The organism is Caloramator mitchellensis (assembly GCF_001440545.1).
GTDB classification, from domain to species: Bacteria; Bacillota; Clostridia; order Clostridiales; family Caloramatoraceae; genus Caloramator; species Caloramator mitchellensis.
The window spans coordinates 212081-232761 of record NZ_LKHP01000002.1; the positions used below are offsets into that span (position 1 = coordinate 212081).

General features: G+C 34.7%; 25 protein-coding genes, 3 tRNA genes and 1 riboswitch. Of the genes, 3 read left to right on the forward strand and 25 right to left on the reverse strand.

What is annotated here, in order from left to right:
• Together recD2 and ABG79_RS02575 are read right to left on the reverse strand one after the other, a co-directional pair.
• Positions 1-2226: an SF1B family DNA helicase RecD2 gene (gene recD2, locus ABG79_RS02570; protein WP_057976817.1), complete on the reverse strand. Its 2226-nt coding sequence runs from the start codon at positions 2224-2226 to the stop codon at positions 1-3.
• A gap of 8 nt (positions 2227-2234) precedes the next feature.
• Positions 2235-2753: a hypothetical protein gene (locus ABG79_RS02575; RefSeq protein ID WP_057976819.1), complete on the reverse strand. Its 519-nt coding sequence runs from the start codon at positions 2751-2753 to the stop codon at positions 2235-2237.
• Between the two features lie 138 nt (positions 2754-2891).
• On the opposite strand from ABG79_RS02575, the gene ABG79_RS02580 reads away from it, so the two are divergent.
• Positions 2892-4109 (forward strand): MFS transporter, encoded by a 1218-nt coding sequence (locus tag ABG79_RS02580; protein WP_057976821.1) that lies wholly within the window; start codon positions 2892-2894, stop codon positions 4107-4109.
• A gap of 99 nt (positions 4110-4208) precedes the next feature.
• Here the strand turns inward: ABG79_RS02580 and ABG79_RS12210 are convergent, their stop codons facing one another.
• From ABG79_RS12210 to ABG79_RS02610, 7 genes are all read right to left on the reverse strand, one after another.
• Positions 4209-4355, reverse strand: a complete 147-nt coding sequence (locus tag ABG79_RS12210) for a YvrJ family protein (RefSeq protein ID WP_083490297.1) — start codon at positions 4353-4355, stop codon at positions 4209-4211.
• An 11-nt stretch (positions 4356-4366) separates the two neighbouring features.
• Positions 4367-4582: a DUF2922 domain-containing protein gene (locus tag ABG79_RS02585; RefSeq protein WP_057976823.1), complete on the reverse strand. Its 216-nt coding sequence runs from the start codon at positions 4580-4582 to the stop codon at positions 4367-4369.
• 32 nt (positions 4583-4614) lie between these two features.
• Positions 4615-4839, reverse strand: coding sequence for a DUF1659 domain-containing protein (locus ABG79_RS02590; protein ID WP_057976825.1), 225 nt, complete (start codon positions 4837-4839; stop codon positions 4615-4617).
• A 129-nt stretch (positions 4840-4968) separates the two neighbouring features.
• Entirely contained in the window at positions 4969-6156 is a 1188-nt protein-coding gene (gene metK, locus ABG79_RS02595) for a methionine adenosyltransferase (protein WP_057976827.1), read from the reverse strand.
• A 156-nt stretch (positions 6157-6312) separates the two neighbouring features.
• A riboswitch (SAM riboswitch) is annotated at positions 6313-6415 on the reverse strand.
• Between the two features lie 105 nt (positions 6416-6520).
• Positions 6521-6606, reverse strand: a tRNA-Tyr gene (locus ABG79_RS02600).
• 3 nt (positions 6607-6609) lie between these two features.
• Positions 6610-6685 (reverse strand) — tRNA-Thr (locus tag ABG79_RS02605).
• A gap of 5 nt (positions 6686-6690) precedes the next feature.
• Positions 6691-6766 (reverse strand) — tRNA-Val (locus ABG79_RS02610).
• A gap of 310 nt (positions 6767-7076) precedes the next feature.
• On the opposite strand from ABG79_RS02610, the gene ABG79_RS02615 reads away from it, so the two are divergent.
• The gene (locus ABG79_RS02615) at positions 7077-7826 is read left to right on the forward strand and encodes a tRNA 2-thiocytidine biosynthesis TtcA family protein (RefSeq protein ID WP_057976829.1); all 750 of its coding nucleotides are present in this window, start codon (positions 7077-7079) and stop codon (positions 7824-7826) included.
• A 47-nt stretch (positions 7827-7873) separates the two neighbouring features.
• Here ABG79_RS02615 and ABG79_RS02620 read toward each other — a convergent pair whose 3' ends face one another.
• Positions 7874-8062 (reverse strand): hypothetical protein, encoded by a 189-nt coding sequence (locus tag ABG79_RS02620; protein WP_057976831.1) that lies wholly within the window; start codon positions 8060-8062, stop codon positions 7874-7876.
• Positions 8063-8175: 113 nt separating this feature from the next.
• On the opposite strand from ABG79_RS02620, the gene yyaC reads away from it, so the two are divergent.
• Positions 8176-8718 carry a spore protease YyaC gene (gene yyaC, locus ABG79_RS02625; protein WP_242859296.1) on the forward strand — a complete coding sequence of 181 codons (543 nt, stop codon included), beginning with the start codon at positions 8176-8178 and terminating at the stop codon, positions 8716-8718.
• Positions 8719-8720: 2 nt separating this feature from the next.
• On the opposite strand, the gene mreB is transcribed toward yyaC, so the two are convergent.
• From mreB to ABG79_RS02700, 15 genes are all read right to left on the reverse strand, one after another.
• Entirely contained in the window at positions 8721-9746 is a 1026-nt protein-coding gene (mreB, locus tag ABG79_RS02630) for a rod shape-determining protein (protein ID WP_057976833.1), read from the reverse strand.
• 78 nt (positions 9747-9824) lie between these two features.
• Positions 9825-10079 carry a sporulation transcriptional regulator SpoIIID gene (spoIIID, locus tag ABG79_RS02635; protein ID WP_057976835.1) on the reverse strand — a complete coding sequence of 85 codons (255 nt, stop codon included), beginning with the start codon at positions 10077-10079 and terminating at the stop codon, positions 9825-9827.
• 110 nt (positions 10080-10189) lie between these two features.
• Complete coding sequence (locus ABG79_RS02640; protein WP_057976837.1) at positions 10190-10978, reverse strand: M23 family metallopeptidase; 789 nt, start codon at positions 10976-10978, stop codon at positions 10190-10192.
• A 107-nt stretch (positions 10979-11085) separates the two neighbouring features.
• Positions 11086-12126, reverse strand: a complete 1041-nt coding sequence (gene spoIID / locus ABG79_RS02645; protein ID WP_057976839.1) for a stage II sporulation protein D — start codon at positions 12124-12126, stop codon at positions 11086-11088.
• 65 nt (positions 12127-12191) lie between these two features.
• Entirely contained in the window at positions 12192-13445 is a 1254-nt protein-coding gene (gene murA / locus ABG79_RS02650) for a UDP-N-acetylglucosamine 1-carboxyvinyltransferase (RefSeq protein WP_057976841.1), read from the reverse strand.
• Positions 13446-13462: 17 nt separating this feature from the next.
• The gene (locus ABG79_RS02655) at positions 13463-14143 is read right to left on the reverse strand and encodes a YwmB family TATA-box binding protein (RefSeq protein WP_057976842.1); all 681 of its coding nucleotides are present in this window, start codon (positions 14141-14143) and stop codon (positions 13463-13465) included.
• Positions 14144-14232: 89 nt separating this feature from the next.
• A complete protein-coding gene (locus ABG79_RS02660; RefSeq protein ID WP_057976844.1) occupies positions 14233-14493 on the reverse strand; it encodes a FoF1 ATP synthase subunit delta/epsilon in 261 nt (86 codons plus the stop codon).
• An 11-nt stretch (positions 14494-14504) separates the two neighbouring features.
• Complete coding sequence (gene atpD / locus ABG79_RS02665; protein WP_057976846.1) at positions 14505-15890, reverse strand: F0F1 ATP synthase subunit beta; 1386 nt, start codon at positions 15888-15890, stop codon at positions 14505-14507.
• Positions 15891-15904: 14 nt separating this feature from the next.
• Positions 15905-16741: an ATP synthase F1 subunit gamma gene (gene atpG, locus ABG79_RS02670; RefSeq protein WP_057976848.1), complete on the reverse strand. Its 837-nt coding sequence runs from the start codon at positions 16739-16741 to the stop codon at positions 15905-15907.
• A gap of 5 nt (positions 16742-16746) precedes the next feature.
• Positions 16747-18258 carry a F0F1 ATP synthase subunit alpha gene (gene atpA, locus ABG79_RS02675; RefSeq protein WP_057976850.1) on the reverse strand — a complete coding sequence of 504 codons (1512 nt, stop codon included), beginning with the start codon at positions 18256-18258 and terminating at the stop codon, positions 16747-16749.
• Positions 18255-18809, reverse strand: a complete 555-nt coding sequence (locus ABG79_RS02680) for a F0F1 ATP synthase subunit delta (RefSeq protein ID WP_057976852.1) — start codon at positions 18807-18809, stop codon at positions 18255-18257. The genes atpA and ABG79_RS02680 overlap by 4 nt, the downstream gene beginning before the upstream one ends.
• 1 nt (position 18810) lies before the next feature.
• Positions 18811-19290 (reverse strand): F0F1 ATP synthase subunit B, encoded by a 480-nt coding sequence (locus ABG79_RS02685; RefSeq protein WP_057976854.1) that lies wholly within the window; start codon positions 19288-19290, stop codon positions 18811-18813.
• A gap of 42 nt (positions 19291-19332) precedes the next feature.
• The gene (gene atpE, locus ABG79_RS02690) at positions 19333-19584 is read right to left on the reverse strand and encodes an ATP synthase F0 subunit C (RefSeq protein ID WP_423230083.1); all 252 of its coding nucleotides are present in this window, start codon (positions 19582-19584) and stop codon (positions 19333-19335) included.
• Between the two features lie 15 nt (positions 19585-19599).
• Positions 19600-20301, reverse strand: a complete 702-nt coding sequence (locus ABG79_RS02695; RefSeq protein ID WP_057976856.1) for a F0F1 ATP synthase subunit A — start codon at positions 20299-20301, stop codon at positions 19600-19602.
• On the reverse strand, positions 20288-20644 hold the full coding sequence (locus ABG79_RS02700) for a hypothetical protein (RefSeq protein WP_057976858.1): 357 nt from the start codon (positions 20642-20644) through the stop codon (positions 20288-20290). The genes ABG79_RS02695 and ABG79_RS02700 overlap by 14 nt, the downstream gene beginning before the upstream one ends.
• Positions 20645-20681: the final 37 nt, after the last annotated feature.

Consider the following 20681-nt stretch of genomic DNA (forward strand, 5'->3'; position numbering starts at 1 on the left):
TCATTTTAGCTCGGTTATAATCTTAACTATTCTTTCATTCAGGCCTGAATATCTATCTGCAATCTTTTCATTTTCAATCATAAATTGAAGTGCCTGCTTCATTCCAACAAGAACAACAAGTTTTTTAGCCCTGGTCACAGCCGTATATATTAGGTTTCTTGTCATCAGCATAGGAGGTCCGAAACTTACTGGGACGACTATGACAGGGAATTCGCTTCCTTGGCTTTTATGAATAGTAATTGCATAGGCAAGGTCAAGCTCATCAAGGCTAGTAAAATCATAGGTTACCCTTTTTTCATCGTCGAATATAACTGTTGCCTTCTGCTCTTCATTATCAATTTTTTCTATAAATCCTATATCACCATTAAAAACCCCTATCCCCTGTCCTTCACCTTCTAATGAAACTAAGCTGGTCCATTCTATGTTATAGTTGTTTTTGGTTTGCATGACCTTGTCGCCTTCTCTAAATATTATATCCCTTACTTCCTTCTCTTCCTTCGTGCTGGATGGAGGATTCAGTATCCTTTGAAGTTCTTTGTTTAAATTAATTATGCCATTCTCCCCCTTCCGCATAGGGGATAGGACCTGTATATCCCTTAACGGGTCAAAGCCTTCTTTAAAGGAAGGCAGCCTTCTATCAACGAGGTTTAATATTTCTTCTAATATGTCCTGAGGATTGCTTTTTGATATAAAGAAAAAATCCTTGTCCTTCTCATTCAGATATGGCATTTCACCACTATTTATTTTATGCGCATTGATTGCAATAAGACTCTCATTTTTTTGTCTAAATACCCTATTCAGCCTCTTTACTTTAATACCTTTGCTATCGATTATATCCCTTAAAACATTTCCAGGTCCAACTGAAGGCAGCTGGTCAACGTCCCCAACTATTATAAGCCTTTTGCCAATCGTAATTGCCTTTAAAAGGCTGTTCATCAAAAGAATATCAACCATAGAAGCCTCATCTACTATTATTACATCCTCATCAAGTGGATTTTTTTCATCCCTTGAAAAGATTGGTCCATCATCGGATTCTAAAAATTCCATCTCAAGCAGTCTATGAAGTGTTTTAGCCTCTTCTCCTGTTGCTTCTGTTATCCTCTTTGCCGCCCTTCCAGTTGGTGCACAGAGTGCAACCTCCATTCCCTTTTTCTTGAATAGCCTTATAATGCACTTAATAATAGTTGTCTTTCCTGTTCCAGGACCTCCTGTTATTACGCAAACTCCATTTATCAGTGCTTCCTTAACAGCATCAATTTGTTCATCAGCAAGTTTAATGCAGCTTTCCTTTTCAAACTCAGCTATTTCATTCGTTATCCATTCTTCATCCTCTTCAACCGTTTGAAGCGATAATTCTATTATTTTTCTTGCAACTTTTGTTTCTGCATTGTAGTAGGAACTTAGATAATATGCGTCAGAACCGTTTATTTTATCGTATCTTATATCCTTTGATTCCTCTAAGCTTGCAAGTTGATTTTCTATAAGCTCTGAAGGTATATTTAGTAGTTTGCTGCATTCATCTAATAGTTCAAGTTTTGGAAGGTAAACATGTCCATTTGAAATGCAGCTTGCAAGGACATATTTTATACCTGACCTTATTCTATAAACCGAAGTTAAATCAACTCCAATGTTTCTTGCAATCTTATCTGCTGTTTTAAATCCGATACCTGAAATTTCATCCGAGAGCCTGTATGGATTTTCCTTAACGACCTTCACAGTTTCGTTTCCGTATCTTTTGTAAATTTTTATTCCAAGGTTTGTTGTTATTCCATAGCTCTGAAGAAAAATCAAAACGCTCCTTAATTCCCTCTGTTCTACAAATGATTCGGCAATCCTTTGCGCCTTTTTCTCGCCAATTCCCTCTACTTCTGTAAGCCTTTCAGGGTTCATTTCCATTATATCAAGCGTGTCCTTGCCAAATTTTTCAACTATTCTTTTGGCAGTAACAGGACCAATCCCAGGTATTAGACCTGATGCAAGATATTTTTCTATTCCTTCTATCGTGTTAGGCTTAATCTCTTCGTAGGTTGTAAGTTTAATCTGCTGCCCAAAGGTAGGATGAACTACCCACTCCCCTTGAACCTTTATCCTAATGTTTTCGCTTATATAGGGCATAGTTCCAACCACAGAGATAAGGTCGTTGTCATATCTTAGCTTTATAACAGTATAGCCATTTTCTTCATTTCTAAAAATAACGCTCTCGACAGTTCCTTCAATTTCAACCATAGCATCACCTATTCTAATAACTTTTTGATATCGTAAATCTCCCTTAAAAGTAAATATACGTCTTCTTTAGTTGCAGGAAGTTTAAGGTCAAAGTTTACGCATAAATCACTTGATTTAATCTCCCTTTTTAAGATTCTTACCAAATTTGTTCTTTTCAAAACAGCCCTTTGGCTTTCTATATAATATATTTTTTGTCCATCCTTTAAAACTATATGTCCCTCTTCTATTTTATCAATAAAATTGAAATTAATATAGCCATAAACTTCATCTCTTGAAACTTTTGGTTTTCTAATTTTAATTGGAAACATTATTTCATCTTTACTAAATAATAGAGGAATAATATTGCTTTGCCCAACAGTTTTTCTGCTTTTTCTTTTAACTTCTTTAAAATCCAGCATCCTTTCCCTGCATATATTTTTCAATACCTGATTTATCTTAATTTCATACATTTTTTCAACACCATCCTCTTTTACTATGCATCCATCGCCTATGTTTTTCATATATTGAGGTATAACATACAATAACATATTCCCACCCCTTCCATTATCTTACACAAAATTATAATACGAACATGTGTTCGGTGTCAAATCCATAAAATTAATTTTTCAGGGTGGCTAAAACTTAATTTTTTGTTATAATCTTTATTAGGGGACGGGGGTGTTAATTTGACAAGATTTAAGAATAACTATTTTCTCAATAATTTAAATGGAGTTTTGCAAATAATTGCAGTTAATTTAGCCACGGGATTTGCTGGATTGTTTTTGAAGCGATTAAACGCAGGGGATGAGCTTGTATCGCTTTTTAATTCTCTGCCTGCCTTTTTCAGCATACTGGCTATTTTTATCGGTGGAATGGTTTTAAGCTCGACAAAAAATAAAAAAAAGGCAACCTCATATGCCTTTTTAACCACAAGGTCATTTTATCTTCTAATGGCGCTTGTTCCATTTCTAAATCAAAATTATAGGGCGCTTTTGTTTGTAATTTTATACAGTGCAATGAGCTTTCCTAACTCAATTGCTGTTTTCCTATGGCAATCCTTCATAGCAGATATATTCCCACCTGGAGAAAGGGAACAGAGCCTATCATCAAGAAATAGCATTGCAACAATTGCAGGAACAGCTACTACCCTTATTGCCGGATTTTTGCTATCTTCTCTTTCCAAATCAAAATCCCAGCTCATTAGCTTTTACCAGGTTGTATTTATAATCGCATTTATATTTGGAATTATAGAGGTTTTTACCCTTTTAATGCACAGAGATAGCAAGCACTCGCAGTTTGCAGAAATTTCAACCGAACAAAACAGGATTTCAATTGACTTTATTAAAAATCTTAAGCATCAAAGAGAATATCTTATATTTATAATAAGCGTCATTATATTCCATTTCACATGGCAAATGGCATGGCCATTATTTTTAACCTACGAAGTCGATTATCTTCATACAAATGAATTTTGGACTTCTATTATTTCGACTATAAACGGACTTGCAATGGCATTTGGATATAGATTCTGGGGACGGTTCTCAAGAAATAAGGGAAATTCAATTGCTCTAACTATATCTGCAATCGGTATTTCACTTGCACCATTTTTATATTCAATCTCTACTAAGATTTACCATGTAACATATTTTGTAGCAATTACAGGCTTTAGTGTCTCAGGAGTTCTGCTTCTTCTTATAAACTCACTCTACGAAGTTGCTCCAAGGGAAAACAGAACCTCCTACATCGCCTTTTACAACCTGGTTACAAACATAACCCTTTTTATTTCTCCTTGGATTGGGATGCAACTTTCCCATATTACATCCATCAAAACCGCTTTCATTATAGTAGGCTTTTTAAGAATACTCTCTGGCTTAGTATTCCTCCACCGCCACAAAATCACCTAGGGACGGTTCTCAATTTTATCTTCTTAGGGACGGTTCTCAATTTATTTTAATCCACGAAAATTTCGACAAAACAAAAGCTCAAGGCATTTGCCCTGAGCTTTAATTCTTAAATCCTTCAATTGTTCTTGATAGCTCATTTATGCTATCCGTTAATTTTTCCAATTTACCCTCAACCCTTACAAGAAGGTAAATCGATAAAACTATAGGAAATCCAAAATTAGCTATCTGATTCATTATGGTGTCCACTCAATCACCTTCTATCTTACGTTAAATTCAGTAACATCCCTTGCAACAACATTAGCACTCATTGCTGCAATTAAATCTCCTCCTGTTGTTTCAAATATATTCTTTGAAATTATAAGCTGCATAAGGCTTCGTATCTCTTCAACTGTAATTCCATCCTTTACATAAGGTATGTTAACGGATACGTTCTTTCCTGCCTGGTTTTGAAAAACCATTTGAAGAGTCTTCAATCTACTCACCTCCCACTTAGATTAAATTTAAATTATAGATTTACAAGCTCTGCAAAATCCTGTCTTATAACGTTGTTAAGTGGTCCTTCTAAAATCCCTGCTAACGCTTGCGTTATTGCAAACACATCATCATTTGTAGCGTTGGCCTTAACTTTTCTTAAAGTTATAGCTCTTTCGATGTCGCTTCCGTTCTGGTCAACTCCAATTTTAACTCTTAAAACTACATTTGAAGTAAGTTGTAATGCACTAACTGCCATTCTCTCACCCCCTTTCACCATATAAATAGGGGGTAGAAAATAATATTACACATTTAAATTGTTGCAGATGTAAAAAAATTGAGAACCGTCCCTAAAAAAAAATAAGCCGCCTCATATGAGGCAGCTTATTTACATTTCAGCTACTGCTTTTTTGATTTCTTCAACTTTGTCTAATCTTTCCCATGGAAGGTCAAGGTCTGTTCTTCCAAAGTGGCCATATGCTGCAACTTGTCTGTAGATTGGTCTTCTTAAGTTAAGATTCTTTATTATTGCAGCTGGTCTTAAGTCGAATACCTTGTTTACTATGTCAACAATCTTATCATCAGGAAGTTTTCCTGTTCCAAATGTTTCAACTTCTATTGAAACTGGTCTTGCAACACCTATAGCGTATGCAATTTCAATTTCAAGTTTTTCTGCTAGTCCTGCTGCTACAAGGTTTTTAGCAACCCATCTTGCTGCATAAGCTGCTGAACGGTCAACCTTTGTTGGGTCCTTTCCTGAGAAGGCGCCACCGCCGTGTCTTCCGTATCCGCCGTATGTGTCAACTATTATCTTTCTTCCAGTTAAACCTGAGTCTCCGTGTGGTCCTCCAACAACAAATCTTCCTGTTGGGTTTATTAAGTATCTTGTGTTTTCATCTAAAAGATTAGCAGGAACAACCTTTCTTATAACATGTTCAATCATGTCTCTTTCGATTTGTTCCCTTGTAACCTCTGGGCTATGTTGTGTTGAAATAACTATAGTGTCAACTCTAACTGGCTTATCATCATGGTATTCAACAGTTACTTGAGTTTTTCCATCTGGTCTTAAGTAATCAACTGTTCCATTCTTCCTAACTTCTGAAAGTCTTCTTGATAGTTTGTGTGCAAGTGCAATAGGAAGTGGCATAAATTCTGGTGTTTCAGTGCAAGCAAATCCAAACATCATGCCTTGGTCTCCAGCACCTATTGCTTCAATAGCATCCATCTCTCCCTTTTTTGCTTCTAGAGCCTTATCAACACCCATAGCTATATCAGGTGATTGTTCATCTATAGCTGTTAAAACTGCACATGTGTCAGCATCGAATCCATATTTAGCTCTTGTATATCCTATTTCTTCTACTGTCTTTCTAACTATTTTTGGAATGTCTACATAACATTTAGTTGAGATTTCTCCCATAACTAAAACCATACCTGTTGTAACGGCTGTTTCACAAGCAACTCTTGCCTCTGGGTCTTCTGCTAAAATAGCATCAAGAACTGCGTCTGAAATCTGGTCGCAAATCTTATCTGGATGTCCTTCTGTAACTGATTCTGATGTAAATAATCTTTTTACCATTTTGAAACCTCCTTCTTTATGTTATTGTTTATATAAAGGTAACTGTTGTTACCGGATTAATATAAGTTTACATTATTATATTTCTCTAAAATCGATATGTATATTACTTTTTTACATTAAAAAAACCCCTTCTGACAAGAAGAGGCACAATTTCTATCCTCATCTCCCAGAATGTAATCATTCTGCAGGAATTGGCACCTTGCATTATGCAGGTTGCCGGGTTTCATTGGGCCCGTCCCTCCACCTCTCTGGATAAGTTTTACTTATCATATTCTGTTTTCTTGACAATAAAAGATAATAGCACAATAGTATGTCGATGTCAATACAAATTTACAAAATAAAAAAGACGCAATTTGCGTCTTTTTGGTGGAGCGGGGTGGATTCGAACCACCGAAGGCGTCTGCCAACAGATTTACAGTCTGCCCCCTTTGGCCACTCGGGAACCACTCCATGTGGAGCCGGCTATAGGACTTGAACCTACAACCTACTGATTACAAGTCAGTTGCTCTACCGGTTGAGCTAAGCCGGCGTATATGGTGGGCACAATAGGGCTCGAACCTATGACCCTCTGCTTGTAAGGCAGATGCTCTCCCAGCTGAGCTATGCGCCCATATACTTTATTTTGTTTTCTCTCATCGCTCACCAGCGACATTATTAAGTATACATAAATCTACTCAATATTTCAACCATCGTATTTGTCGTTTATAAGAGATTATCTCTTTATTATCCGTCTATTCTGCATTATTCTCTAAATAGCTACTGATATCAAAATTATTTTATTAAATGTTTTAGCAGTTTAATATAATTTTATAGATTCTCTCAGCCTTATTTGTTATTATATCTTATATTAGTATTTCACTATACAAAATAATTTATAACAATTCTAATGGATAATATTTAATGCTTGGAGGATGAGCCCTATGCAAAAACTTTTGAGCAAACTCAGAAAATCCATCCAGGACTTTAATATGATACAGGATGGTGACAGGATTGCGGTTGGTCTCTCTGGTGGTAAGGATAGCAATCTTTTATTATACGCATTAAAGCAATACCAAAGATTTAGTCCTCAACCTTTTGAGCTTTGCGCTATAACAATAGATATGGGTTTAAAGGAATTAGACCTTACCCCTCTAATCGAATTTACTAAAAAAATTGATGTTCCCCACTATGTTGTAAAAACAAGTATAGCTGAAATAATATTTGATATTAGAAAAGAAAAAAATCCATGTTCCCTTTGCGCAAAAATGAGACGTGGAGCTCTGCATGATGCAGCAAAAAATTTAGGCTGCAACAAAGTTGCGCTCGCCCACCACTTGAACGATGTTATTGAAACTTTTTTAATGTCGATGTTCTTTGAGGGGAGACTTAGCACATTTTCACCAGTAACTCACCTTGAAAAAAAGGATATTTATTTAATAAGACCTCTTGTTTATGTATATGAAAAGGATATAAGAAGTTTAGTTAAAAAGAACAATCTGCCTGTAATCAAAAACCCTTGTCCTGCTAATGGTAATACCCAAAGACAAAACATGAAGGAATTGATTTGGAAACTTGAAAAACAAATTCCAGGAATCAAAGACAATATATTAGGCGCAATAACTAACTTGCAGCAGTTAAATGTCTGGGATAAAGATGCTATAAGAAAGATTTGCGATAATAAAAAAATATGACTGTTGCAAAACTCTGCAACAGTTCTTTATGAAAATAAAAAGCACAATTACTTAAACTTTAAATTTACATCATAATAATTGTCAAAAATAAATTTTGCTTCATCATCATAGTTATGCATCTCGTCATCCAGAGTATATAATGTAGCTTGGGAATAATTAGGTCTCAATGTATACATAGCAACAAGAGTCATAAAGGTGACGATTAAAACTAATATCATTTCAAAATATTTCTTCATTTAACCACCCCTTTCAATATCATTTATATTTTTTCATGTATTTCCAAAAATTATTCAAAAAAGTAATAAAAGCATCCCCTACCTTGTATATATGAATTAAAGGGGGTGGTTTATTGTCAGCAAAAAACTTCGAAATTGTCGGACTTGTTGTAAATTATATGGATAATAATGCAAAGGAAAGGCTTTCGGACTACATTTCAAAGTTTATTAAAGAGAAAACACTTATAGTTTGTATAGGAACAGACAAATGCATTGGTGATAGCCTCGGTCCATTGGTAGGAACATTTTTAAAGGAATCTTGCTGCCCTATTCCAGTAATAGGCACACTAGAATCTCCCGCACATGCTGTTAATCTCGAAGATGTGATATTAGATATATCATTTGATTATTTTGACTACTTTATAATAGCTATAGATGCTTGTTTAGGTTTTGATGACACAATTGGGGACATACAAGTAAAATTAGGCCCAGTTCATCCAGGAAAAGGAGTTGGGAAAATACTTCCATCGATTGGAGACATCTCAATCGTTGGAGTTGTAGATTCAATAGATAATCCAGATAGTTATATGTTAAAAAACATAAGGTTACATTTCATTTGGGAAATGGCAAAAATTATTGCCGAAAGCATAATTTTGAGCATAAATAAAAAGGCATGACTTCATGCCTTTTTTCTTCTTTTTATTGAGCTATCTTCCAAAACATCTATGTAATCTAATGAGACGCCTGTCCCCTTTGCAACACATGAAATAGCATCTTCTGCAACTTTAACAGGCACTTTCGTTCTCTCCTCTATAAATTTATCAAGTCCCCAAAGAAGTGAACCTCCTCCAGTCATTAAAATTCCATTATCACTTATGTCAGCTGCAAGTTCCGGCGGTGTTTTTTCCAATACCTGGTGAACAGCATCTGCTATAGCGTTAACTGGTTCCTGCAATGCCATTCTTATTTCCTCTGATGTTATAAGGATATTCTTTGGAAGGCCACTAATAAGGTCTCTCCCCTTTATCTCCATGGATATATCCTCGTCCCTCTTAAACGCACAACCAATGTTCACCTTTAAATCCTCTGCTGTTCTTTCACCTATCATAAGCTTGTATTTTTTTCGCATATAAGCAACTATGGATTCATCAAACTTATCACCAGCTACTTTTATTGAATTTCTTACAACAATTCCGCTTAAAGAAATAACAGCTATATCTGTTGTTCCGCCACCGATATCTACTACCATCCACCCTGTTGGCTTCGATATGTCAAGTCCTGCTCCTATAGCGGCAGCAATAGGCTCTTCTATCAAATGCACTTCTCTTGCCCCTGCATTATATGCTGCATCTTGAACTGCTCTTTTTTCAACCTCTGTTGCCTCGCAGGGTATACATACAACAACTCTAGGTCTTAATAGTTTCTTATACCCATATGCTTTTTTTATAAAATACTTAAGCATCTTTTCTGTTACATCATAATCAGAAATAACTCCATCTCTTAAAGGTCTAATAGCTACAATATTTCCTGGAGTCCTTCCAATCATCTGCCTTGCATCTTCTCCTACCGCAAGCACCTTGTTTGTATTCTTGTCTATTGCAACAACAGAAGGTTCCTTCAAAACTATTCCTTTGCCCTTAACATAAACTAATACGCTTGCTGTTCCTAAATCAATTCCAAGGTCTGTTCCACCAAACCACCACATATTTTCACTCCCTACCTATATACTGCATATATAATATTCGATAAAAAATAACAAATTCCTGCTTGGTAGGGAAAATTTTTATGCATTTGCTGGTTTATATTTTAATTTCGTGGCTTTTCCACCCCTTATATGTCTTTCTGCCTTATTTACATCCAGTATCTCCTTGGCTTCCTTTGCAACTTGAGGATTTATTTTAGGAAGCCTTTCGGTTATATCCTTATGAACGGTGCTTTTGCTAACGCCAAATGTTTTTGCTGCCTTTCTTATAGTTGCTCGTGTTTCTATTATATACTGTGCAACCTCCAAAACCCTTTCTTCTATATAATCCTTCATCAGACGACCTCCCTTTAGCACTTAATTAAATATATGAATAAATTAGAACAAATATAATCTAAAAAAATAAGGCCTGCAAAACATTGGCTTATTCTGCAAGCCTTTTGCGATTACTTAATAAAATCAAGTGGGTTCAAAGTTGTAACGTCTTTACCATGCTTCTTTATAAGTGAAAAATGTAAATGGCTTCCTTCGATGCTGCTTGCTTCTCTAATTGATGTATCTCCAACAAATCCTATAATGTCTCCTTTTTTAACCCTATCTCCTTTTTTAATCTTTAAATCGCTTGCTAAATTGCCATAAATGCTTTGCACTCCATTATTATGTTCTATGATTACGGTTACTCCATATCCTGTTTTTAAATTGAGTCCTTCTATTACTTTGTCGTCTGTAATAACATCTACTACCTTTCCGTCAGCGGCAGCTTTAACTTCCGTTCCTATATCACACGCAATGTCTATTCCTTCGTGTGTTTCCCATTGTTGGAGAGTTGCCGAATACTGCAAATTTTCCTTATCAAATTTCTTTGTAACTTCTCCATCTACTGGCATTATCATTTTTATAGTTGGTTGTGCGTTATCGCTTTTTGAAGTTGCTTTGTCCTGCTTGGCTTGCCCTTTATCTGAAGTATTAGAATCGTTTTTATTAACCGTAGATTGTGGAACCTGAGCTACAGGTGCCTCACCAACATTCTTCTCTTCAACCAAGGTTGGCTCATTGTTTGGTTCTGTAGCCTTTTGTTCTGTTTGAGAAGGAGCCTTTGCTAGGTTCTTATCAATATTTGCATTATTTCTTGTAAAATAAACAGCAGCAACAGCTACCACGCATAGACAGATAAAGAGCACCACATAAAACATTTCCCTTTGAACCGTTTTTCTTAAATTATCTTTAAATCCCATATCTACACCTCCTGTAAAATAGTTTTGTCCAAATTATCCCATTTTATACATGTCTATAAAAAAAAATTAGGGTTTTGCCCTAATTTTTTTATGAAAAATAAAAAATTTTATTTGTTCTTCATAACTTCTTCAATACTATTTAATTCAACACCCCTATAGTAATGTTTTATTATCTCATCGTATTTTTTACCTCTTTTCCCCATCTCATTAGCTCCCCACTGGCTCATCCCAACTCCATGACCATAACCTTTAACAGTAAAAGTAACATTCTTAGTGTCAATCTTTATTGAAAAGGCAGCACTCTTAAGGCCCATAGCCCACCTTATATCTATTCCAGTAAACTCCTTATCTCCTACCTTAATTCTGTTAACCCTTCCCCCTTCTGTCCAATCCAATATTTTAACTTGAGTTGCAAGTCCCTTTTCAGATATCTTAACAGCAGAATTCAATGTCTTAATTCTATTTATAAATTCCTTTTTACTCATGACAACCTTTGTTGTATAATTAGGGGCTTCATCTTCATACGGGCTCTCAACACTTACAAGATATGGTTCTTGATAGCCAAAAACATAAAGGCTATTTTCAGTCTTACCTCCGCTAGTCGAGTGATATTTAATATGCCTTGCAATTTGATTATTATATGTAATAACAATACCCTTAGTTGAATTTACGGCTTCAACTATTTTATTCCAATTATCAACTGCTAACCTTGCATCCCAGAGCTTCAATCTATCTTCCTTTGAAATCCATGCCTGACAATGGACATCTGAACAAACATCTGCACCTTGATGTTTATTGCAACCACCTCCGCCCAATTCAATCTTATTTGCAAGTACAAATGTCCTTGCTGCAATTGCCTGCGCCTTTAGAGCTTCTATATTGAAAGACACAGGCATTTCAGCTGCAATAACCCCTGCAACATACTCCTCAAGCTCTATATCTACAATTTTTCCCTTTTTAACATCGAACATCTTAATAGTAATATCCTTTTTATCAGGCTCCTCCCTTTCAACACGTTCTATTGGAATTGTAAATTTATTAAAAACTCCAGGTATCTTTATTCCTTCACCAATTCCTCCAATTATCAAAAGAGGAATAAAAATCAAAATAAAAACAATTAAAATAATATAATATCCTACGTGCTTCAAATCCCTCACCCCACAAAAAAGCCTACTACATTTTATTATCAAAATAAAAAAAATATTCAAAGGTTTTATACCCTTTGAATATCAGCACCTAATTTTTGTAGCTTCCCAACCATGTCAACATAACCTCTATCTATATGATAAATTTCTGAAACTTCTGTAGTTCCTTCTGATATAAGCCCAGCAAGAACTAATGCTGCACCTGCCCTTAAATCAGTTGCCTTTACTTCTGCTCCGCTTAATTTTTCAACTCCTTCGATAACAGCACTTCTTCCATCTATTTTAATATTTGCTCCCATTCTTTTAAGTTCTGTAACATGCATAAATCTGTTTTCAAAAACGGTTTCAGTAATTATAGAAACACCATCGGCAATACTCAAAAGAGCCATAAACTGTGCCTGCATATCCGTTGGGAAACCAGGATAAGGCATTGTTTTGATATCCACAGGCTTAATTATTCCACCGCCCTTAACCTTTATCTTATTCTGTTCTTCTTTAACATGTATACCTATTTCCTGCAGTTTTGCAGTTACAGCTCTAACATGTTCAGGTATAACATTTTCAACAATCACTTCTCCTCCTGTAATTGCAGCAGCAACCATATATGTTCCAGCTTCAATCCTATCAGGAATAACCTGATGAACTGTTCCCTTTAACTCTTTTACACCTTGTATTTTAATAGTATCTGTCCCTGCGCCGCTTATCTGTGCCCCCATTTTATTTAAATAGCTTGCCAAATCAACAATTTCAGGCTCTTCGGCTGCATTTTCAATTATAGTCTCTCCATCAGCCAATACCGCAGCCATCAAGATATTTTCTGTAGCACCAACTGAAGGGAAATCAAGATATACTTTGGCCCCCTTTAACCTTTTACAACTTGCTTCAACATATCCATGTCCAAGATTTATTTCTGCACCTAATTGACTAAAACCCTTAAGATGTAAATCTATTGGCCTTGAGCCTATATTACAACCACCTGGAAGGCTTATTTTTATCCTCCCAAGCCTTGAAAGAATTGGACCCATAACTAAAAATGATGCCCTCATTTTTCTAACTAAATCATAGGATGGCTCAAATGAATTTATTTCACCTGCATTTATCCTAACCTTTCCTTTGTTATTGTATATTGAAAGTCCAACTCCCAATGATTCTAAAACATTTAGAATTACATTAACATCCTCTAAAAATGGAATATCCTCTAATACACATTCTTCAGATGTAAGTAGCGATGCTGCAATAATTGGCAATACAGAATTCTTTGCTGCACTTATTTTAATTCTTCCATTCAATCTATTGCCGCCTTGAATAACTATCTTGCTCATTCTAATTCCTCCATTCATCAATACTCAACTGTTATAATAGGATTGCCAATAAGTATGTAAGTGCAGCCATCGCTGCCATCCCTAACTGCTATATTAACATTAAAGACCTTGCCATTTGTTTTCAAATTATTGTTATAACAATTAGAATATCCGATTAAGCTAATATATCTGTCATCTTCAATTAAATTTATTTCTCTTCCATATAATCTTTTAAGAATCTGCCTTGCCAAATTTATTTTTTCCTTTTTACTTAATTTATAACTGATTTTCCCTTCTATTAAACTATAAAATGAAGGTCTTTTTTCATTTACCAAATTCAAATCATCAACAGACCTTCTTATATATTCTATAATATTCATATCCCTTGATTGTTGTGAATAAAAAATCCTTAGCAATTGCAAATCGTCGCTTTTATTAATTGAAATATTAATATTTCCATTATCAAATTTGGCAGAAATATAATCATTTCCCTTAACAGTCTCAGTTGCATTTTTACCAATTTTTGATAAAATAATATATTCGATATCCTCTAAATTTATTTTTGACTTTATAGTAAAAATATATTCTACATTTGTTTCTAAGTACTCAATCCCATTTTCATTAAAGAACCTAATTATTCTATCCTGAGCGTCAATTTTTATTTGAGTTGCATATATGCAAAATATTCCAAATAAAATTATCAAAATAATTCTTTTCATGCTATTTCACCCCTCTTTTTTCAATTATTACCATGTATTTTCTTTTTTATTCATCATTAATATTTAATTCCCATGAAAAAAGGTGGAGATTAAACCTCCACCTTTTCAGCTTTTGAAACAAATATTTTGCAGTTGTTTTTTTCAAAATCCATTATTCCATCAGATATTTTAAACTTTAGCAAAGTTTCACCCTGCACAATCTTCAAAATGCAGGGTTTAACTCCTGCTATAACAGGTATGTGTCTTGATAATATTTGAATTTTACCACCTATAGTATCCAAATTAATAGACTCAACTTCTTCATCAAAAAATTTTTCCTGAGGTGTATAAATTTCTAATTTAAAAGCCACAAAATCACCTCTTATACTAATGTTTTTGCCTTTTCTACAGCTTCATCTATACTACCAACCATATAAAAGGCTGATTCAGGTAGTTCGTCGTGAAGTCCATCTAATATTTCCTTAAATCCCCTTACAGTTTCTTTAATTGGAACGTATTTCCCCTTCATACCTGTAAATTGCTCCGCAACGTTAAATGGCTGTGATAAGAATCTTTGTATCTTTCTGGCTCTTGACACTATTAGCTTGTCTTCTTCAGAAAGTTCATCAACTCCGAGTATTGCTATAATATCCTGAAGTTCCTTATATCTTTGTAGTATACTCTTTACTCTCTGTGCAACTTCATAGTGTTCAAGACCAACAATTCTTGGATCAAGTATTCTTGATGAAGATTCAAGTGGGTCAACTGCAGGATAAATTCCAAGTTCAGCAATCGATCTTGATAAAACCGTAATGGCATCAAGGTGAGTAAATGTGGTTGCCGGTGCAGGGTCAGTCAAGTCGTCCGCAGGAACATAAACCGCCTGAACAGATGTAATTGAGCCATTCTTGGTTGATGTAATTCTCTCCTGCAGCGCCCCCATTTCATTTGCAAGAGTTGGCTGATAGCCAACGGCTGAAGGGATTCTTCCAAGAAGGGCTGAAACCTCTGAGCCTGCCTGTGAAAATCTAAATATATTATCTATAAACAAAAGAACATCGTTTCCCTTATCTCTAAAATATTCCGCCATTGTAAGACCCGTTAAAGCAACCCTCATTCTAGCTCCTGGAGGCTCATTCATCTGTCCAAAAACAAGAACAGTATTTTCAATAACTCCTGATTCCTTCATTTCATAATAAAGGTCATTTCCTTCCCTTGTTCTTTCTCCGACTCCTGTAAAAACCGAGAGCCCACCGTGTTCCTTTGCAATGTTATTAATAAGCTCCTGGATTAAAACTGTTTTGCCAACACCGGCACCACCAAAAAGACCTATCTTCCCACCTCTTTGATATGGGCAAATAAGATCTATAACTTTAATACCAGTTTCAAATATTTCAGGCTCAACTGCCTGTTCTTCAAATTTTGGTGCAGGCCTATGAATAGGATAAAATTCAGTTTCTCCAATTTCTTCATTATTATCAATAGGCTGTCCTAAAACATTAAAAAGCCTACCCAACGTCTTTTCCCCAACTGGAACCATAATTGGATTTCCAGTATCAATAGCCTCCATCCCCCTTACAAGTCCATCGGTAGATTCCATTGAAACAGTTCTTACAATTTCATCTCCAAGATGCTGCATAACCTCGCAGACTAATATTTTATCTCCATTTTTTATATGAATTGCATTATATATTTCTGGAAGCTTTCCAGCTTGAAACCTAATATCTACAACTGGTCCTATTATTTGGACTATCTTACCCTTGTTCATATTTTCACCTTCCACTATTGTGAGTTTAATGCCTCAGCACCGCTAACGATTTCCGTTACCTCTTGCGTTATAGAGCTTTGTCTTATTCGGTTATATTTCAATTGAAGCTTTTCTAAGAGCTCACCTGAATTTTTAGTAGCATTGTCCATCGCAGTCATCCTCATTGCATATTCAGATGCTAATGATGAAGATAAACAATCAAAAATAGTTGTTATCAAATAATATCTTGCGCTATGTTCAAAAACCTGTAAATTAGAAGGCTCCATCAGAATATCTTTATTCTTCTTGATATCTGTAAAAGGAAGAAGTCTTATTTTTTCAATCTCCTGTCTTACAGGGTTAATAAATCTTGTATATACTATATATGCATTTTTGACTTTTCCCTGCAAAAAGCATTCCTCAATTATATTAAAAATATCACTTGCCTCTTCAAATATTGGAACCCTACTCATTTGAAAAGACTTAACTATATTAAATCCTCTCCGTTTAAAAAAATTGCTTCCTCTATCTCCTATAGTTATAAGCCTATCTTCATTTTTTAAAAATTCTAAAGTGCTATTTATAACGCTTGAATTATAGTTTCCACAAAGACCTGTATTTGATGTAATTATTACATACAAATCACTATTAGCATCGTTTACAGTAAAATATTTAGTGTAAACTGATTCTTCGCAAAGTGTTTTTTCAAATGTATCTTTTGTAGCTTCACTAAGAACTTTTACATATTCTGCATTTTCTCTTATCCTTTTGAATTTTGCAGTTGCTACAAGTCCCATGGCTTTTGTTATTTTTTGTGTGTTCTGTATAGACTTTATTCTTCGCTTTATTTCAAGCAACTCTCCCTTTGACATTCACATCACTCCTTATTTTTAAAGGAAGACGCAAATTTTTCAATTGCGCTATTTAGTCTTGTCTTTATTTCATCATCTAGTTCCTTTTTAGTTATAATCATTTTTCTTAAATCATTTTCATGTGTTCTCATGTATTCTAAAAATTCCTTTTCAAAATCCTTAACCATCTCAACCGGTATCTCGTTTATATAGTTGTTTATGGCAGCATAGAGTATTATTACCTGGTCCTCAACAGGCATTGGACTATATTGTGCTTGGTTTAAAATTTCAACAAGCCTCTTTCCTTTATCAATTCTCTGTCTTGTTTCCTTATCAAGGTCGGAGCTAAATTGTGCAAAGGCTGCAAGTTCCCTATATTGTGCAAGTTCAAGTCTTAACATACCAGCAACTTGCTTCATAGCTTTAATCTGTGCAGAGCCTCCAACTCTTGATACCGAAATACCTGGATTTATAGCAGGTCTTACCCCTGATGAGAATAGGTCAGCCTCTAAAAATATCTGTCCATCTGTTATTGAAATAACATTTGTTGGGATATATGCGGTAACGTCACCTGCAAGCGTTTCTATTATTGGAAGCGCCGTCATAGAACCCCCACCTAATTTATCGCTTAGTTTTGCAGCTCTCTCTAAAAGCCTTGAATGAATATAAAATATATCTCCAGGATAAGCTTCTCTTCCTGGTGGTCTTCTTAATAGTAGTGACATGGTTCTATATGCAACTGCATGCTTTGATAAATCATCATAAATTATTAAAACATGCTTTCCATTTTCCATAAATTCTTCGCCCATCGTGCATCCAGCATATGGTGCAAGATATTGAAGCGGTGCAGGCTCTGAGGCAGTTGCTGATACAATAATCGTATAGTCAAGAGCTCCAAAGCTCTCAAGGGTATTAACTATATTTGCAACTGTAGACTGTTTTTGTCCAATTGCAACATATATGCAAATAACATTCTTTCCCTTTTGATTAATTATAGTGTCTATCGCAATAGCCGTTTTCCCAGTTTGCCTATCTCCTATTATTAACTCTCTTTGTCCCTTACCAATTGGAACCATGGCGTCTATCGCCTTTATTCCTGTTTGAAGCGGTTCCTTAACTGATTTTCTATCTATAACTCCAGGTGCATTCCTCTCAATTGGTCTTGTTTTTGAGGTCTTAATCGGTCCCTTTCCATCAATTGGCATACCAAGTGGGTTTACAACCCTGCCTATAAGTTCCTCACCTACTGGAACTTCAACAACCTTTTTAGTTCTAACAACAATATCGCCTTCTTTTATTCCTTGGTCGGAACCAAACAAAACTGCTCCTACATTGTTTTCTTCAAGATTTAAAGCCATCCCGAAAATATTGTTAGGGAACTCCAAAAGTTCTCCAGCCATAACATTTGCAAGCCCATAAATTCTTGATGTACCATCACCTACTTGAACTACAGTTCCAGTGTCTGCTGTTTGAATCTCATCTTTATACTTTGAAAGTTGAACTTTTATTATTGAGCTTATTTCATCAACTTTAATCATCCTATTTCCACCTCGCTATTTGAAAGAAGCGTCTTTTTCATCGTATCCAATTTGCTCTTTATTGTTCCATCATAAACATCATCTTTAACTCTGACCCATATTCCACCTATTATTTCTTCATCTATTATCTCGTCAATTTCTATATCGCTATCATATATCTTTGAAAATTTTACTTTTATTAAATTTCTTTCTTCATCATTTAAGGGAACTGCTGTTTTAACAAGTGCAATTTTTATCCCCTTGTGTTCAAGTGCAAATTTTCTATAGTCCTTATATATATACCTAAAATCATCTATCCTATCGTTTCTAACAAGCAAATCTAAAAGTCTTAAAATCTCATCCTGGATTCTTCCCCTAAATACATTGCTCAAAACAGCAAGCTTATTTTGCAATGTTATCTCAGGATGCCTTAAAAATTCTAAAAGTTCAGGTGAAGCCTTAAAAACATCAAGTATACCCTTTAAGTCTTCGAGGTATTCATCAAGCTTGTCTTCTTTAAGCGCTACTTCGTATAGGGCATATCCATATTTTAACGATGCTACATCTCTCATCTTATACCCCTACCTTATTTATAAAATCCATAATAAGTTTGCGATGTTTTTCTTCGTTTAATTCATCATTTATTGCCTTTGCAGCTGCAATTAATGAAAGTTCTACTATTCTGTTTTTAATTTCCTCTCTTGCCCTTTCTATTTCTCTATCTGCATCCCTCTTTGCTCTATCTCTTATAAGTTCTGCCTCTTTTTTAGCATCTTCAATCATTTCATCATAAAGCCTTATTGCCTTTTTCTTATAATCTTCTACAATATTTTTTCCATCTATCTCAAGCTGCTTTAATTTTTGTTCATACTCTAAAAGTATTGCATTTGCTTTTTCAAAATTTTTATTTGCCTGATTAATTTTATCCTCAATCGATAACTGTCTTTTATTCATAAAGCCGTTAACTTTATCGAAAAAAAACTTTTTCATGAATAAATATAGTATAAAAGTGTTCAATATAGTAAAAAGAACCGTCCATTTTTCTACCGACACGATATCACCTCTTAGCCTAAAGGCTTGCTAAACGCAAGCCCTTTATTTTGCAAATACAAATAAAAGAATTATTGCAACAAGCAGTCCATATATTGCTGTCGCTTCTGAGAATGCGCTACCTATGATAAGAGTTGATATTATATCGTTCTTAGCCTCTGGTTGTCTTGAAACTGCCTCAACTGCTTTTCCTGTTGCAATCCCAGTTCCTATTCCTGCACCAAAACCAGTTAATGCTGCTATGCCAGCACCTATTGCTATAAGTCCCATAATTAATGATTTAGTATCAATTGCCATTTTAAACTCCTCCTTTTAGTGTTCTGCTGTTATTTTGATAAATATCATTGTAAGCATCACAAAAATAACCATTTGAATTACACCATCAAATATCGAAAAATACAAATGAAAAGGTATTGGGATAATCGCCTGTAAAAATGGTATGTTTATATTTAAAGCCTCAGTTGCCTTATTCAGCGCTTGGTATAACAACTCAATTATAATTACTGCTGCTAATGTATTCCCAAATAATCTTAGGCTAAGTGAAATAGGCACTACCAACCTTTCAATAATATTTAAAGGAAACATAAATGAAAATGGATGAAAAAAGGCTTTAATATAATTTATGATTCCATTCTTAGTTATCGCATTAACTTGAATAATTATAAAAGATATTATTGCAAGTCCAAGTGTAACTGAATAGTCGGTGGTAGGAGGCCTAAAGCCAAATAAATCAAACAAATTCATAAGCAAAAGAAAAATTGCCAAAGTCCCTATGTAGGGAGCAAATTTTAAATACTTTTTACCCATGTTCTCCTTCACCAAATTATTAACTGATTCAACCATATACTCTGCCCAAATCTGCTTACCCTTAGGAATCATACTCATATTTCTAGTTAGAAAAAAAGATATTGTTATCATTGCTACCATTATTGTCCATTGAAAAATAATCGACTGATTAATGGGAATATGCTGTCCTAAAACAAATAACTCAAACACTGGCTTAGCGTCTGACACACTCTCCACCCCCTTTTAGCCTGTTTAATTCAAGTAAAATTCCAAAAACCTTAGCAGCAAAAATTCCAATAAATATAATCAATACATTTGGATTTGTTTTAAAAACATATAAGGCAAATAAGCCTCCATATAATGAATATCTTGTAATATATAGCAGCCAGTGGGTCGCAATGATATTCCTTTGTTTTTTTAAAATTAAATTCAAAGAAAAATGCTGGTTAAATAAATTAAACATCTCCAATAAAAATCCAAATATAAAATCCTTAGCCCATTTTGTATCGATTAATATCAAAGCAATTAAAATAGAAGATAATAATATCCCGAAAGTTTTTAAGTTTTTCATAAGTATATTTCACCATAAACAAAAAATTTAAACCGAT